This window comes from Lacticaseibacillus camelliae DSM 22697 = JCM 13995 (genome assembly GCF_001436615.1).
GTDB lineage: Bacteria > Bacillota > Bacilli > Lactobacillales > Lactobacillaceae > Lacticaseibacillus > Lacticaseibacillus camelliae.
The window spans coordinates 1-14,146 of record NZ_AYZJ01000003.1 but is presented as its reverse complement, the minus strand read 5'-3'; the positions used below and the strand labels follow the sequence as shown (position 1 = coordinate 14,146).

15 protein-coding genes are annotated in these 14,146 nt (G+C 59.1%); 11 read left to right on the top strand and 4 right to left on the bottom strand.

Annotated features, from left to right (window positions below; all coding sequences use genetic code 11):
• Positions 1-35: 35 nt before the first annotated feature.
• The 7 genes from FC75_RS00585 to FC75_RS00555 all read left to right on the top strand — a co-directional run bounded on the left by FC75_RS00585 (position 36) and on the right by FC75_RS00555 (position 7,144).
• Entirely contained in the window at positions 36-1,589 is a 1,554-nt protein-coding gene (locus tag FC75_RS00585) for a UDP-N-acetylmuramoyl-L-alanyl-D-glutamate--2,6-diaminopimelate ligase (RefSeq protein WP_056988752.1), read from the top strand.
• A 127-nt stretch (positions 1,590-1,716) separates the two neighbouring features.
• Positions 1,717-2,460 carry a hypothetical protein gene (locus FC75_RS00580; protein WP_056988750.1) on the top strand — a complete coding sequence of 248 codons (744 nt, stop codon included), beginning with the start codon at positions 1,717-1,719 and terminating at the stop codon, positions 2,458-2,460.
• A 1-nt stretch (position 2,461) separates the two neighbouring features.
• Positions 2,462-3,964, top strand: coding sequence for a gluconokinase (locus FC75_RS00575; protein ID WP_056988748.1), 1,503 nt, complete (start codon positions 2,462-2,464; stop codon positions 3,962-3,964).
• 24 nt (positions 3,965-3,988) lie between these two features.
• On the top strand, positions 3,989-4,327 hold the full coding sequence (locus tag FC75_RS00570) for a hypothetical protein (RefSeq protein WP_054666169.1): 339 nt from the start codon (positions 3,989-3,991) through the stop codon (positions 4,325-4,327).
• A 127-nt stretch (positions 4,328-4,454) separates the two neighbouring features.
• Complete coding sequence (locus tag FC75_RS00565; protein ID WP_056988746.1) at positions 4,455-5,156, top strand: metal ABC transporter ATP-binding protein; 702 nt, start codon at positions 4,455-4,457, stop codon at positions 5,154-5,156.
• Positions 5,156-5,950, top strand: coding sequence for a metal ABC transporter permease (locus tag FC75_RS00560; RefSeq protein ID WP_054666172.1), 795 nt, complete (start codon positions 5,156-5,158; stop codon positions 5,948-5,950). Before FC75_RS00565 ends, FC75_RS00560 begins: the two co-directional genes overlap by 1 nt.
• Before the next feature lie 135 nt (positions 5,951-6,085).
• The gene (locus FC75_RS00555; protein WP_056988744.1) at positions 6,086-7,144 is read left to right on the top strand and encodes an LCP family protein; all 1,059 of its coding nucleotides are present in this window, start codon (positions 6,086-6,088) and stop codon (positions 7,142-7,144) included.
• Between the two features lie 108 nt (positions 7,145-7,252).
• Here FC75_RS00555 and FC75_RS00550 read toward each other — a convergent pair whose 3' ends face one another.
• A complete protein-coding gene (locus tag FC75_RS00550; RefSeq protein WP_225350901.1) occupies positions 7,253-7,975 on the bottom strand; it encodes a hydrolase in 723 nt (240 codons plus the stop codon).
• A gap of 333 nt (positions 7,976-8,308) precedes the next feature.
• Here FC75_RS00550 and FC75_RS00545 point away from each other — a divergent pair, with 333 nt between their 5' ends.
• The 3 genes from FC75_RS00545 to FC75_RS00535 all read left to right on the top strand — a co-directional run bounded on the left by FC75_RS00545 (position 8,309) and on the right by FC75_RS00535 (position 10,687).
• The gene (locus FC75_RS00545; RefSeq protein ID WP_056988741.1) at positions 8,309-9,082 is read left to right on the top strand and encodes a DeoR/GlpR family DNA-binding transcription regulator; all 774 of its coding nucleotides are present in this window, start codon (positions 8,309-8,311) and stop codon (positions 9,080-9,082) included.
• Between the two features lie 63 nt (positions 9,083-9,145).
• Entirely contained in the window at positions 9,146-9,928 is a 783-nt protein-coding gene (locus tag FC75_RS00540) for a glycosyltransferase family 2 protein (RefSeq protein WP_054666231.1), read from the top strand.
• A gap of 18 nt (positions 9,929-9,946) precedes the next feature.
• On the top strand, positions 9,947-10,687 hold the full coding sequence (locus tag FC75_RS00535) for a DUF975 family protein (RefSeq protein WP_162261087.1): 741 nt from the start codon (positions 9,947-9,949) through the stop codon (positions 10,685-10,687).
• Positions 10,688-10,768: 81 nt separating this feature from the next.
• Here the strand turns inward: FC75_RS00535 and lepB are convergent, their stop codons facing one another.
• The gene (lepB, locus tag FC75_RS00530; RefSeq protein WP_225350906.1) at positions 10,769-11,368 is read right to left on the bottom strand and encodes a signal peptidase I; all 600 of its coding nucleotides are present in this window, start codon (positions 11,366-11,368) and stop codon (positions 10,769-10,771) included.
• Positions 11,369-11,559: 191 nt separating this feature from the next.
• Between lepB and FC75_RS00525 the strand changes: the two genes are divergently transcribed.
• Complete coding sequence (locus FC75_RS00525; protein ID WP_056988739.1) at positions 11,560-13,104, top strand: ABC-F family ATP-binding cassette domain-containing protein; 1,545 nt, start codon at positions 11,560-11,562, stop codon at positions 13,102-13,104.
• Between the two features lie 28 nt (positions 13,105-13,132).
• On the opposite strand, the gene FC75_RS00520 is transcribed toward FC75_RS00525, so the two are convergent.
• Positions 13,133-13,876, bottom strand: coding sequence for a class I SAM-dependent methyltransferase (locus tag FC75_RS00520; RefSeq protein ID WP_054666235.1), 744 nt, complete (start codon positions 13,874-13,876; stop codon positions 13,133-13,135).
• Positions 13,877-13,910: 34 nt separating this feature from the next.
• Positions 13,911-14,146 (bottom strand): hypothetical protein (locus FC75_RS12940; protein WP_235808680.1); only part of this gene is annotated, 236 nt, incomplete at its 5' end.

Here is a 14,146-nt window from a genome sequence, read left to right as displayed (position 1 = left end):
TAATTGCTCGTGAACAAACACAGAGGAGTCTAAACATGGCACTTTCATTGCACGCATGCATTTTGCTTTTAAAGGAGCACCACTTGCTGAAAAGCAGCGCGGTCCAAAGCGACCTGGACACCGATATGTCCGGGATCGCCTACGATTCCCGCAAGGTCTCGGGGCCCACGCTGTTTTTCTGCAAGGGCACGCACTTCCGGCCGGTGTACCTGTCGATGGCCAAGGATAACGGCGCGACCACTTATGTTGCCGAAAAGCCGTACGTCGAAGGCAACGGCATGAACGCGCTGATCGTGGTCAACATCACCAAGGCGATGGCAATCCTGGCCGCGGCGTTTTATGATTTTCCGCAGGATGACCTGTTCGTGATCGCCTTCACCGGGACCAAGGGCAAAACGACCTCCGCGTACTTTGCGCGCGGTATTCTGGAGCAGGCGCACCCCAAGCACGTGGCGCTGTTTTCCACCATTGACACGATCGTCGGGCCAAATCCGGATCAGCGCTTCAAGTCCGATCTGACCACACCGGAGTCGGTGGACCTGTTCCGCAACATGCGCGCGGCGGTCGATAACGGCATGACGCACCTGGTGATGGAAGTGTCCAGTCAGGCTTACCTGCGCAATCGCGTGTTCGGGCTGACTTACGATGTCGGCTTTTTCCTGAACATCACGCCGGATCACATCGGCCCAAACGAACACCCGACGTTTGCCAACTACCTGCACAACAAGTTGCAGCTGCTGGTCAACTCGCGCAAGGTCGTGATCAATGCGGAAACCGAGCATTTCGACGAGGTGTACGCCGCGGCGATGACCACGACCTATCCGGACTCGATTTACCTGTTTGCCAGCACGGACTTCAAGCCCAAGCGCGATGACATCCGTATCGATTGTCGCTTCGAAAGCAAAACCCTGAGCACGACGCGCAGCCAGTTCCAGCTGGTGCCGGTAACCGACAAGGCCGCCGCGCTCAACGTGTCCGGTCAGTACAACTTGAGGCTGATCGGCGACTTCAACGAAAGCAACGCCACCGCGGCCATCATCGGTGCCGGGCTGGCCGGCGTGGACGGCGCCAAGGCGATTCCTGGCATTGCCAACGTCACGATCCCCGGTCGCATGGAGCACATTGAGGTGCCGGGGCACGGCGTCGTCTACGTCGATTACGCCCACAACTACGGGGGCATGAAGGCGCTGCTTCACTTTCTGAAGGCGGAGTACCACGATCCGCGGATGCACGTGGTCGTCGGCTCGCCTGGCGACAAAGGCGTGTCGCGCCGGCCAGGGTTTGCCAAGGTGCTCAGCGAGTACGCGACCACGGCCTACCTGACCACGGACGATCCCGGCTTTGAGGACCCGGCGAAGATTTGCGCCGAGATCGATGCCGGCATCGATCACGACAAGGTCACGGTCCACACGGTGCTTGACCGGCGTGAGGCCATCACGGCGGCCATCACCAGCAGCGGTCCCGATGACGTGGTGATCGTGGCGGCCAAGGGCGCCGATCCCTACCAGAAAGTCCGCGGCGTCAACACGCCGTGGCCGACCGACATGGCCGTGGTCAAGGAAGTCGCGAGCCAGCTCGCGGCAAAGTAATTTTCAATCAGGTCATGGCGATTCTCTCGGTCCGCCGAGGGGGTCGCTTTTTTCTGGCGCCAGATGGGGTGGCAGTGCCAGCCGCTTATGGTACGCTAAAAGCAGCACAGATGAGGAGAGACCAATTGTGAGCCATTTAACCAATAAAAATGATGCGGCGGTCTTGGCGACCGGGGCGACGGTGCCGCTGATGGGCGTGATCATGGATGATGCGGCGACGCTGGCGGCGACCACACTGGCCGCGGGGTACCGGCACTTGATCTGCCCGCCGGCCGCTTTACCGGCCGTCCGCGCAGCCGTGGCGCAAAGCGAGACGAAAGACGTGTTCGTCACGCTGCTTTTGTCCGCCCCGGCGGCCTCAACGCTGGCCCAAGTCGCCCAAGCGGCGCTGCCGGTCGACCTGCTGGTGATCGATTCGGCGGCCGCAGCGGACCGGCAGGCGGCCGCCGCGGCTTGTGCCAGACATCAGGCCAAGGCCTGGGGCGCGCTTGGCGAACCGGCTGAAGCGGAGCGCCCGGCGTCCAGCCTCACCCTGCTGCCGCTGGGCGTGACCGCGCAGTTTGCGCCGGTGGTGCAAGCGGCCCAGGCTGCGGGCCGGCCGGTCGCCACCAATTTGCCGTTTGGGCGCGGTGACTTGGCCCTGCTGCGGCCACTGCGCCGCATGGCCGAGCGCTACGGCAAAACCCCGGCGCAGATCGTCGTCCGCTGGCTGCTTCAGCGCGGCATTTTGCCTTGGCTGCCGGCGGCAAACGCGCAGGAGCTGTCGGCCTGGGGCGACGTGTTCGATTTTGAGCTCAGCTTTCATGACACCCAGGTTCTCGAAGCCCTCGACGGTCGGCCCATGGCGCCAAGAAAGCACAGGAGGCATTGAAATGGCAGTCGTGATCGGCGTTGACGTTGGCACCACGGCCACGAAGGTGGTGGCCTTTGATGCGGCCGGCCAGGTGAAAGCTCAGGCCAGCCGCGCCTACCCGCTGCTGCAAGCTCAGCCTGGTGCGGCAGAGCTGGACCCGCAGGCCATTTTAGCGGCGGTGCAAGCCGGCTTGAAAGCAGTCGCCGGCGCCTTGCCCGCCGGCAGCGTGGCTGGGATCAGCTTTTCGGCGGCGATGCACAGCTTGATGCTGCTGGACGAAAAGCGTCAGCCGTTGACCCGCGTGATCACCTGGGCGGACATTCGCGCCGAACGGGCCGCCGAACAGCTGAAGGCGCGGCCGGACCACGCAGCTTTGGTGGGGCGCACCGGGGTGCCACTGCACCCGATGACGCCGCTGGCTAAGCTGATCGACCTGCAGCAGACACGGCCCGAATTGATGGTGCAGACTCGCTTTGTCTGCGGCATCAAGAGCTGGCTGCTGCTTCAGCTGTACGGTCAGTGGGTGGCCGATTACTCACTCGCCAACGCCACTGGGCTGTTCAACATGGCGCGCATGGACTGGGACGCGCAGGCGCTGAAACTGGCCGGGGTCTCGGCCGCCCAGCTGCCAAATCTGGTTGACACCGACACGCTGCTGCCTCAGTTGACGGGGAAAAGTGCCAGCACGCTGGGGCTGCCGCAGACGACGTCGGGCATCGTAGGGGCGTCTGATGGGACCCTGGCCAACATTGGCGTGAACGCCCTAGCCCCAGGGGCAACGGCGGTGACGATCGGCACCTCTGGGACGGTGCGCACGGTGATCCAGACGCCGACCGTCGCCCCAAGCGGCAAACTGTTCACCTATTACTTGGCGCCCAATCGCTGGGTGGTCGGAGGGCCGGTCAACAACGGCGGCATTGTGCTGCAGTGGGCGACACGGACTTTGCTGGGGCAGGCCGAAACGGTTGAAGACGCCATCGCGCTGGCGCTGACGGCACCGGCCGGCGCGCACGGCCTGGTTTTTCTGCCGTATTTGGGCGGCGAGCGCGCGCCGCTTTGGGACGCCAACGCGCGCGGCAGCTTTGTGGGGCTGACCCGCAGTCACACCAAGGCCGACATGCTGCGGGCGGTCATGGAGGGCATTTTGTTCAACCTCAAAGCGGCCTTTGCCCTGATGGCGCCTTTGGTCGGGGCTAAGCCCACCCTCCACGCCGCGGGAGGATTCGCCAAAAGCCTGGCGTGGCGGCAGATGCTGGCAGACGTCTTCGACTGCCCGGTCGTGGTGCCGCAAAGCGTGCAAAGTTCCGCGTTGGGTGCGGCCGTCATCGGGATGAAGCGCTTGGGCTGGGTGCCGGATTTAGACGCCGTCGCAGCGATGGTGAAGCTTTCCGGCAGTTACCAGCCCGGGGCGGACGCCGCGGTGTACCGCCGCCTTTGGCCGCTTTGGCAGCAGGTGGCCCAAGCGCTTGCCGGGACCTACGCCGACCTGGCCGGTTTTACCGCCGGCCGCGGTATGGTATGATACCGAAAGTATTGGAGGTGCAACATGTACGAATCAACTAAACGCCGGCATGTAAGTCCGGCGGTCGCGGCGGTGTTCCCGCAAGAAGTGACCGATCAGCTGTTTGATGTCATTGCGCTGATGCACAAGGCGGACCAGCTGGTGACCGCGCCAGTGGCCTTTGCCTTTTCCGATGACTCGACAGAGGATGAGCTGTACGCGATGCTGATCCAGGGCAACCTGGCCCCGGCGCAGGAGTTCCCGCTGACTTACAGCGGCAAGAAGGATTTTCTCGGGCATGGCTACATCCTGATTGCCAAGGATAACCCGAAGGCCATTTACATCGACTTCAGCAAGGCCAACAACTTAGACGAGGTCCAGTGAGCGGGGCGGCCCGCTTTTTTCATGGCTTTTTCTGAAAATGGGGCCATTTTTCTGGTCAGTTGCACCGCATTGCGTTAAAATAAATCCTGTTAATCGTAATCATTACTGTTATCCACGGAGGAATTCCATGTCTGAACCCTTACTGACCGTCGAGCATCTCAGCTTTGGCTTTCGCAACCGCGTGCTTTATCATGATTTGTCCTTCTCCCTCGCCGCAGGGTCCGTGACGAGCTTGATCGGGGCCAACGGGGTGGGCAAGACCACGCTGACGAAGCTGATCATGGGCCAGCTCAAGCCGACCACCGGCCGCATCATCCGGTCACCGCGCTTGCGCCTGGGGTACGTCCCGCAGTTTCGCAACATCGACCCGGAGTACCCGTTGTCCTTGCGCAGTTTTGTCGCCCTGAACCAGATGCAGCGCCACCTGCCTTGGCACAGCAAGCAGGAAAAGGCGGCGGTCACGGCAGTGCTCAAGGAAACCGGGCTGAGCGAGCGGGCGGATCAGCCGCTGGGGATGGCCTCCGGCGGCGAGAAGCAGAAGGCGTACCTGGCCCAGGCGCTGCTGACGCGGCCGAACTTCCTGATCCTGGACGAGGCGACGGCCAGCTTAGATGTCAACACCAAAACCGAGCTGATGACGCTGGTCAACGCGCTGAACCAGCGCCACGGCATGACGGTCCTGTTTGTGACGCACGACTTGGATCTGGCCAAGGAATTCACCCAGCAGTACTTGCTGCTGACCCAAACCGGCTACGAGTTGCGGCCGACTGCGGATATGAACGAGGCCAATATGCCCAAGGAACTGCGACCAACGGTGGAGGTGCGCTGATGTTTGAATACGAGTTTATGCAAAATGCCTTCCTCGCCAGCACGTTCATTGCGCTGACCACCGGCATCGTCGGGGTGTTCGTCACGGCTCGCGGTATGTCTTTTCTGGCACACACACTGTCGGAAATTGGCTTTGCCGGCGCCGCCTTTGCGGTCCTGGTCGGCATTCCACCGCTGGACGGGATGCTGTTGACGACGATCCTGTCATCGCTGTCCGTTGGGCGGCTGGCTGTGCGTCCCGACCGACGCGAGGCGTCGATTAGTGCGATCTCCAGCTTGTTCATTGGTTTGGGTATTTTGTTTCTGGCCCTGTCCTCTAAAAGCTCCAGCTACGCCACCACGATTCTCTTCGGATCGGTGATCGGTATCTCCCGCGCTGACGTGTGGCAGCTGGTCGGCTTGGCCGTGGGGGTGCTTTTGACCATGGCGATTGGGTATCGCGGTCTGGCCTTTGACTCGTTTGACCCAGTGGGGGCGCAGGCCCAGGGGCTGCGGCGCAACCTGCTCAGCATTTACTTTCTGCTGATCCTGGCCATCTCGGTGTCGATTGGGGCCCAAATCGTCGGCAGCATGCTGGTCTTCATCCTGCTGACCCTGCCTTCCGCCGTGGCGAAGTACCTCGGCAAAACGTTGCCGCAGATGATCGGGATCTCAGTGGCGGCGGCACTGATCGGAGTGTGGCTCGGTCTGGTGCTGGGCTACTACACCAATTGGCCGGTGACCTTCTTCATCGCGGTGATCGAATGCGCCTTTTACCTGGGGGCACTGATGATTCGCAACCGCCGCGACCGCTGAGGATGAAAGCGGTTTGCCCAGTTACTTAATTTTTTATTTCAATCACGCCCATTGCGGCGTTTTTTTTGTAACTATTTTCCCTTTAGGCTAAAAATCGAGTACACTAATAGCAAGTATTCTCGATTGGAGGCAGCCATGGATAGACGAGACTCGCGCAGCCAGCATCACCGCCATCCGCTTGCCAAGGTCATTGTCTTGCTGGCCCTGACAGTCGTCTTTTTAGCCGGTGGGTATGCGCTGCGGCTTTACGCGCAAACCAAAAACGCGCTTGATACCACGTACGACAATCACACCGCCAAAAAAACGCACGTCGACCTCAGCAAGCAGAAGCCGTTTTCCGTGCTGCTGCTGGGCACGGACACCGGCGGCCTCGGGCGCAGTGACAAGGGGCGCACGGACACGATGATCTTAGTCACGGTGAACCCGCAGAAGAAGCGCACCACCATGGTCAGCATTCCGCGCGACACGATGAGCCACGTGGCCAGTTCGGACTACACCGGCGTCACCAAGATCAACTCCGCCTACACATACGGCGGCACAAAGCTGGCCCAGGCCACGGTCAAGGACCTGATCAACGTACCGATCAACTACTACGCGCTGGTCAACCTTGATGGGCTGGAGAAAATCGTCGACGCGGTTGGCGGAGTCGACGTCAATGTGGCCTTTTCCTGGACCGATCCGCACGTCGGCAGCTACAAGTTCACCAAGGGCAAGATGCACTTGGATGGCAAAGCGGCGCTGGCTTACGCCCGAATGCGCCACGAGGATCCGGAAGGCGATTACGGCCGGCAGAAGCGCCAGCAGGAAGTGATCGAGCAGGTGGTCAAAAAGGTCCTTTCGGCCAAGTCGCTCAGTCGCTACTCCAGCCTCATGCAGACCTTGTCGTCTGACCTGCGAACGAACTTGAGCTTTGATGAGCTGGTCACCTTGGCGACCAACTACCGCGGTGCGTTCACCGACGTGCGTGAAGACTCGCTAAAAGGCGACGGGGCGTACATCGGCGCCGCGGCTTACCAGGTGCCAAGCACCACCGAACTGCAGCGGATCTCGGACCTGGCTCGCGCCGAGCTGGGGCTGAGCAAGACGCCGCTGGACAATTACAACACCAAGCAAAATCAGTTGAACACTAACGCTGGGTTTAACTGGGAAGATGGCAGCAATCCGGCTTACCATGTTTACCAAGATCTTCCGTAACCCTGATGCGCGTCGGCCCTTGCGGCCGGCGCTTTTTTGCTGCCGGCGGCCGGTGGTCAGCGCACAATAAAAAGCCCACCGGATGAGCGGTGGGCTTTGGCAATTCAATTAGATGATGGTGACGATCGCGGACAGAACGCCGGCAGAAGGAATCTGGCTGTTCGGCATCGCAACGTCGATCTGGTGCGGGTTCCCAGCGGCAAAGCCACCGGTATCATTGACGACGCGGATCAAGGTCTGGCCGTTTGAGAGCTGGATCTTAACGCGTGAGCCGCGAGGCAGGACGCCGAGGTTGGCGGCGATGCCGCCGTACCCCATGCTTGAACCCATGGCCGCCGGATCGTAGAAGGTGACGCGGAACGTCCCTTTGCTGGTGCCGGTCGCAGAGCTGGTCGTTGGCGCCGCCGCACGTGCGGCAGGCGTGCTGGCCGCCTTGGCCACCTGCGCCGCTTTTGCCTCAGCCTTGGCCTTGGCCGCTGCTTGCGCCTTGGCTTTAGCGTCTGCTTTGGCCTTGGCCGCTGCTTGCGCTTTGGCCTTAGCGGCCGCTTCGGCGCGCTGCTTCATCATGGCGTCAAACTCGGTGTTATCGCCGGGCTTGATTGGGCTGACAGCGGCCGGGGCGGCGATCAGCTTGTTGGTGGCAACGATTTTTGCGGCAGTTTGTTCAGCCGCAGGAGTCACGCCAGCTGCTTGCGCCTGACGGTTTGCGGCATCGTCAGTCGAAATCGCTTCGACTGGCTGCGTGCTGGTGTAAATCGCGAACGCGGCGGCAAGTGTCGTAATGGCGCCGACCCCAATGATTGATGAATGTTTGATTTTGATAAAACTCACTCCTATTTGATTGGAAAGTTATGTTTCCCCCGATTACAATGTGCAGTATATCGAGGTGGCGTGTCAGTCAAGTGCCAGTCAGTTTACAAAAGCAACTGTTTCTGTCACACTGTAACGTGCTCGTAATAAATCCCTACTGAAATTTTCACGTAACCGCTTTCGGTTCCAAAAATGGGTGCTCGATGAGAAAACTTTACGATTTTTACCGGGTTCGCTCCACATAGAACGAATATAGGCTAAAAAATGGGCTTGATAAACACAGCCAAACAGTCAACGCCCTTTGCAGTTTTGACGTATAGTATAATAGCCATAATATGAACTGGAGGTGATCACATGACGATGTACCGCGAGAAACGGTTCGAGGAGATCAAGCGCCTGCTGACGGAGCGCAAAGAGCTGAGCATCGAAGACATTATGCAGGCCGTTGGCGTCTCGCGCGACACGGCGCGCCGTGATGTGGTTGCCCTGGCGGCAAGCGGTGCCGGACGGCGGACGCGCGGCGGAATCGTGTCCTTGACGTTTGGGCACACGGTCCCCAGCTACTCGGAGCGGCTGAAGCTTTTTTCAACCGAGAAGACGGCAATGGCCAAGCAGGCGCTGAGCCTGATCAAGCCCGGGGGGGTCTACTTCATTGACGACTCAACCACGCTGCTCAAACTGTCGCAAAGCATCGACGTACCGGTCACGATTTACACGCATTCGCTGGATAACGCGATCGCCTTGGCCGTCAAAAGTGATGTGACACTGCGGGTCCTCGGCGGCAAGCTCAATCACCACGGCCGTTTCTTCTTCCAGCCCGAGAACCTGGCGCAGCTGAGCCGAATCGCCTTTGATGCGGCGTTCATCGGCGCTACGGCCATGAGCCGAAACGGGGTGTACTTCCCGTACGCCGACGACGCCGACGTGAAGGCGACGCTGGCGGAAGCCGCGCGGCAGGTAATCGTGGTGTCGGAAACTCAGAAGTTTCAGATCCAGGCGCCGTATCGTGGGTTTCCGCTGGCGGCGGTCGATGTGCTGATCACCGAACGCGCTTTGACGAAAAAGGAGCGCGCCTGGTTTGCGCCGACGACTCAGCTGATGGTGGCGACGCCTGAAGCGTCTGACTAGAAATTCGCGTTCAGTTTGTGTGATACTTTGCCCAGTGACGACAAAAGAAATGGTGGTGGCACTTTGCCCAGTCCGTTGGTGTCGGTGGTCGTGCCGATCTACAATTTGGCCCCGTACTTGATGCGCGGCGTGAACAGTTTAATGAACCAAACCTATCGCAACCTGCAACTGATTCTGGTCGACGATCACTCCACGGATGACTCAAAGACGGTGATCGAACAGGCAGCGGACCAGGATCCGCGCATTGAGCCGATTTATCTGCCGGCCAACCGCGGCGTGTCCGCGGCGCGCAACGCCGGGTTAGCACAGGCGCGCGGGCTTTACGTCGCCTTTATGGACGGCGACGACTGGATGGCGCCGCACCTCATCGCGCGGTTTGTGGCGGCGCTGGAGGCTGGCCCTTACGATATCTTGGTCAGCCCGTTTTACACGGATAACCCGACTCCAGGGGCTCTGCCGCACCGCACCGCACGGTCTAAAGTGCTGTCCCGCCGCCAGTTTCTCAGTGGCATGCTGGCGCCGGTCGGGTACTTGCGCGGGTATTTGTGGAACAAGTTTTACCGCCGCAGCGTGATCGAATCCGCACACCTGCAGTTTGATGAGCAGGTCGCCTTGATGGAAGATGAGCTGTTCAACACCCAGTACGCGCTGGCGGCCAGCCGCTTTTACTACCTGGGTGAGCCCGCCTACCACCATGTGGTCCGGCGGGATTCAACCACCCAATCGCTAGGTGTCATTGGCGCCTTGCCCAAGCAGCTGGCAGCACTGTGGCGGATCGCCGGGCTTATCCGGACCAGTTATCAAACCGGGACCGTACCGGAAGAGCCGGTGCGCTCGGAGCGTTAGGAGGACACTATGCAGTCAATGACTCATCGCGAAATCAAACACCAAGCCAAGGCGCGGCTCAAGCAGCCGGGGATGTATCGGTCACTGATGGCGGCCAATCTGCTGCCGTGGCTGATTGTGCTGGCCTTCACCGCCTGGGCCTTTTTAACGGTGTGGCAGATCATGCAATCTTATGGTTTCGCCAACATCGTCAAAAGCCCCGATAATTTCAGCGATTACCTCGCCGGCACGAACAATTTGTCTAACCAGACACTGCTGCAGTCGGTGGTGATGCTGTGGTTCACGCAGGGGATCGCGTTTACCGCCCTGGATGTGATGCGCGGCAAGGTGCAGCGGGTGTCGCCGCTGGCCGCGCTGCTGAAGACGTTTAACAGCCGCTACTTTTTCGGGCTGCTTTCGGTCCTGGCGCTGACCTGGGTGGCGAAGAGCATCGGGTTCTTCTTGCTGGTGATCCCTGGCATTATCGCCATTTACGGCCTGTCGATGAGTTACTACCGCTACTACGATGGCCGGCAGGAAGAGCAAGACGGCCGCCCGTACAGCAGCACGACGGCGGTGCTGGACTCCTGGCGGCTGATGCGGGGGCGCAAGCTCAACTACTTCGGCCTGCAGCTCAGCTTACTGGGTTGGCAGTTGCTCAAGCTGGTGACGCTGCATCTGTTCGATTTTCTGATCAACCCGTACCTTCAGCTGGTCGACGCTGGCTTTTACGCCAACGCGCGGCTCGAGTACGAAGTGCAGCGGCAGATGATGCCGTAACGCAAAAACTCCGAGGGCCGATGCCCTCGGAGTTTTTTTTGCCCACAAAAGAACCGGCCTCATCGCGGAGGCCGGCCCTGGTTAGAAGATTTTCATTTGGTTGAGTGGCCAGTAGCGCCAAACTACCACGGATTGCACCTTGTTCTTCTTGACGAAGCCAAACGAGCGGCTGTCCTTGGAGATCAGCCGGTTGTCACCCATGACGAAGTACGAATCCTTGGGTACGGTCTTGCTTTTCGTGGAAGGCCAGGTGGCAATGTTGAAGTTGATGGTGAACTTGATGCTGCTTGGGTCCATGCCCTCTTTAGTGGCGTAACTGGCGATTTCCTTTTTGGCGAAGGCGCGGTCCAGGTAAGGCTCTGCCGTCCTTTTACCGTTGAGGTACAAGACGTCGTTTTTGAAGCGGATCGTGTCGCCGGGCATGCCGATGACACGCTTGATATACAAGGCGCCGGGATCGTCAGGCGCGTCGATCACGACAATATCATCGCGCTTGACCTGCTTGTGCCGCAAGGAGTAAAGCCGGTCGCCGTTTTCCAGGGTGGTCTGCATCGACGGGCCGGACACGATGTCCTTGCTGACCACAAACTTGACCAGCAGCTGCACCGCGACGATGACGACGACCAGCATGACCACAAACTCAATGAGGGTTCGGCCCCACCCGCTATTTTTTTCCTTCACACTGACACCTTCCCAGACTAATTTCACTTAGCATACCACAGGAGAAAAACAAAATGAAAGGCCAAGCCGGAGTGGCGCGGGTACATATAGTAGAAAAATCAGCTGGGCGAGGGCCAACGCTTTGAAAAGCACCCCTGGTTGTGCTAGCATTAATCGAGTCGTTTTCAGAAAAAATTAAAGGAGGGCTCACGGTGAGTGTCTTAACAGTAACAGGCTTAAGCCAGCGGTTCCTAGACAAACAGTTATATCAAGATGCCAGTTTCCAGGTGAACGAAGCAGATCACCTGGGGGTCGTCGGGCAAAACGGGGTCGGCAAAAGTACGCTGATCAAGATCCTCACCGGCAGCCTTGAGCCCGACGCGGGCACCATTGTGTGGAAAAAGCACCTCAATGTCGGCTACTTGGACCAGTACGTGAACCTGAAGCCTGGCCAGACTATCATGGAATTTCTACGCACGGCGTTTGCCTCGCTGTACGCCAAGGAAGCCAAGATGAATGAGATCTACGCCGACTATGCAGCGGATCCGGATGACGAGCTGCTTGAAAAGGCCGGCACGCTTCAGCAGGAGCTGGAGGCCAACGAGCTTTACGACCTCGACACGAAGATCGAAACCGTCGCGACCGGGCTGGGTCTGGATGCGATCGGGCTCGACCATCCTGTCGATGCCCTTTCCGGCGGCCAGCGCTCCAAGATCATTTTGGCCAAGCTGCTGCTGGAAAAGCCGGACATGCTGCTGCTCGATGAGCCGACCAACTACCTGGACGTCAGCCATGTTGAGTGGTTGACCGGCTGGCTGCAGGAGTTCGAAGGGGCGTTCATTGTCATCTCGCATGACTTCGACTTCCTGGAACAGGTGACGAACGCCATCCTGGACATCGAGTTCGGCACGATCACCAAGTACACCGGGTCGCTGCACCAGGCCATGCGGCAAAAAGAGGCCGATCACGAGACCTACATGAAGGCCTACGAGAAGCAGCAGGCCGAGATCAAAAAGCAGGAGGCCTTCATCCGCAAGTTCAAGGCTGGCACGCGCTCGACCATGGCTAAAAGCCGCGAGAAGCAGCTGGCCCGCATGACCAAGCTGACACCGCCGGGCAACCGTGCTCAGGCTCACCTGGTTTTTCCTTACCAGGAGGTGCAAAGCCAGATTCTGGTCGATGTGAACGATCTGGTCGTCGGGTATGATCAGCCGCTGCTGGCGCCAATCAACTTCACGGTGGCCAAAGATGAGGTCATCGCGCTGGAAGGTTTCAACGGGATTGGCAAAACGACGCTGCTGCGGACCATTCTCGGTGAGCTAAAGGCGATCAGCGGTAGTGTCGAGTATGCGGATAACGTCAAGTTTGCTTACTTCGAGCAGGAACTGAACTGGAAGATCCCGAAGCAGACACCGCTGCAGTTTTTGCTGAACAAGTACCCGGCACTGTCCCAGCGGCCGCTGCGGCAGGTGATGGCGCGCACGGCACTGACCCGTGAGGAAATGGACAAGCCGTTGCAGATGCTGTCCGGGGGTGAGCAGAGTAAGGTCAAGCTTGCGGACCTCATGCTGCAGCCCAGCAACGTGTTGGTGATGGATGAACCGACCAATCACTTGGATGAGGATACGAAAAACGCGCTGGCGGCTGCCTTGCAGGCGTACCCCGGCGCGATCCTGATGGTTTCGCATGAAACCGGCTTTTACGATGACAGCTGGGTCGACACTACCATCAACATTGAGAACTTACGGGCAAAATAATTTGTCAGGCCGCCGTTGTGCGGCTTTTTTAGTGCTCGTGAGGAATGACGAGCAGTCGGAAGCGGTAGTCCAAGTTGACGGTGGTCATTTGATTGGCATTTGCAGTGCCAGTGATTTGGCCGGCGAGCTGGTTGGCTTGATTCACCGAAAACGGCCGGGCGAAGTTTGGCAGGAGCTCACCGACGCTGGCCTGATCAGTCAGGGTGTAGTGGAACTCGTGAGTGGAAAATGGGATTTGATTGGTCGTGAGGTAGTCAGTAATGGTACGCGTTCGTTGAGGGTCATACTGGGGCTGCACAGGGATGGCCATTTTTAAGCGGTGGGCCATTTGCGCCAGCAGTGAACTCGTCGCCTGGGTCTGAAGGTTTAGAATCAGCGCGCGACGCCCGAATGCCTGAAGCGTAGGCAAATTATCTGGCGTGAGTGTCGGCAGCTGGCTGACGAAGATCAGATCTGCGCGTGGCCGCTTCGGCAGTGTGTGCCAGTCGGCGACGGTCAACGTGTAGTTTGCCCGGTGATGGGCTTTGAGCCAGTGGTCCGCGAGCTTCAGCATGTTCGGCGCCCAGTCGATCAGCTCCACGGCGGGGCTGACCCCGCTCAGAGGCAAGGCGTAACGCCCGGTGCCGGCCGCGATGTCTGCCACTGTCAGCTCAGCCAGGGGGAAAAGGGTTTGCAGGTAACTGGTTACGTCAGTTTCGATAGGCAGCCGGGATTCACGTTGGACCTGGGCGTATGTGGCCGCGAAGTCGTTCCATTCCTGTTGGCTGGTCATGGGGATTCTTCCTTTCTTAACCTCTTTGTTCATCTTACCAAAGTTTCAGGGGCGGGCACTGGCAAAAGAAATTTTCAAATTGCGTTGACAGACGATGGGACGGTTGGTATGATATTAAAGTTGTCGCTGGCGTGATAAGCGCTGCGGCAAGCCGCTTAAAACTTTTTGTTGACAGTGGCTGCTCACCGAGGTATACTGAATTAGTTGCCTCAAGGGCAAGGTAGTCCTTTGAAAACTGAACAAAGTTTCGTAAATGTGATAGGGCTTTTC

Excerpts from the sequence above, each read along its gene's own strand:
- FC75_RS00585 (WP_056988752.1), top strand. The coding sequence starts at position 36 with ATGGCACTTTCATTGCACGCATGCATTTTGCTTTTAAAGGAGCACCAC.
- FC75_RS00575 (WP_056988748.1), top strand. The coding sequence starts at position 2,462 with ATGGCAGTCGTGATCGGCGTTGACGTTGGCACCACGGCCACGAAGGTG.
- FC75_RS00570 (WP_054666169.1), top strand. The coding sequence starts at position 3,989 with ATGTACGAATCAACTAAACGCCGGCATGTAAGTCCGGCGGTCGCGGCG.
- FC75_RS00565 (WP_056988746.1), top strand. The coding sequence starts at position 4,455 with ATGTCTGAACCCTTACTGACCGTCGAGCATCTCAGCTTTGGCTTTCGC.
- FC75_RS00560 (WP_054666172.1), top strand. The coding sequence starts at position 5,156 with ATGTTTGAATACGAGTTTATGCAAAATGCCTTCCTCGCCAGCACGTTC.
- FC75_RS00555 (WP_056988744.1), top strand. The coding sequence starts at position 6,086 with ATGGATAGACGAGACTCGCGCAGCCAGCATCACCGCCATCCGCTTGCC.
- FC75_RS00545 (WP_056988741.1), top strand. The coding sequence starts at position 8,309 with ATGACGATGTACCGCGAGAAACGGTTCGAGGAGATCAAGCGCCTGCTG.
- FC75_RS00535 (WP_162261087.1), top strand. The coding sequence starts at position 9,947 with ATGACTCATCGCGAAATCAAACACCAAGCCAAGGCGCGGCTCAAGCAG.
- FC75_RS00520 (WP_054666235.1), bottom strand. The coding sequence starts at position 13,876 with ATGACCAGCCAACAGGAATGGAACGACTTCGCGGCCACATACGCCCAG.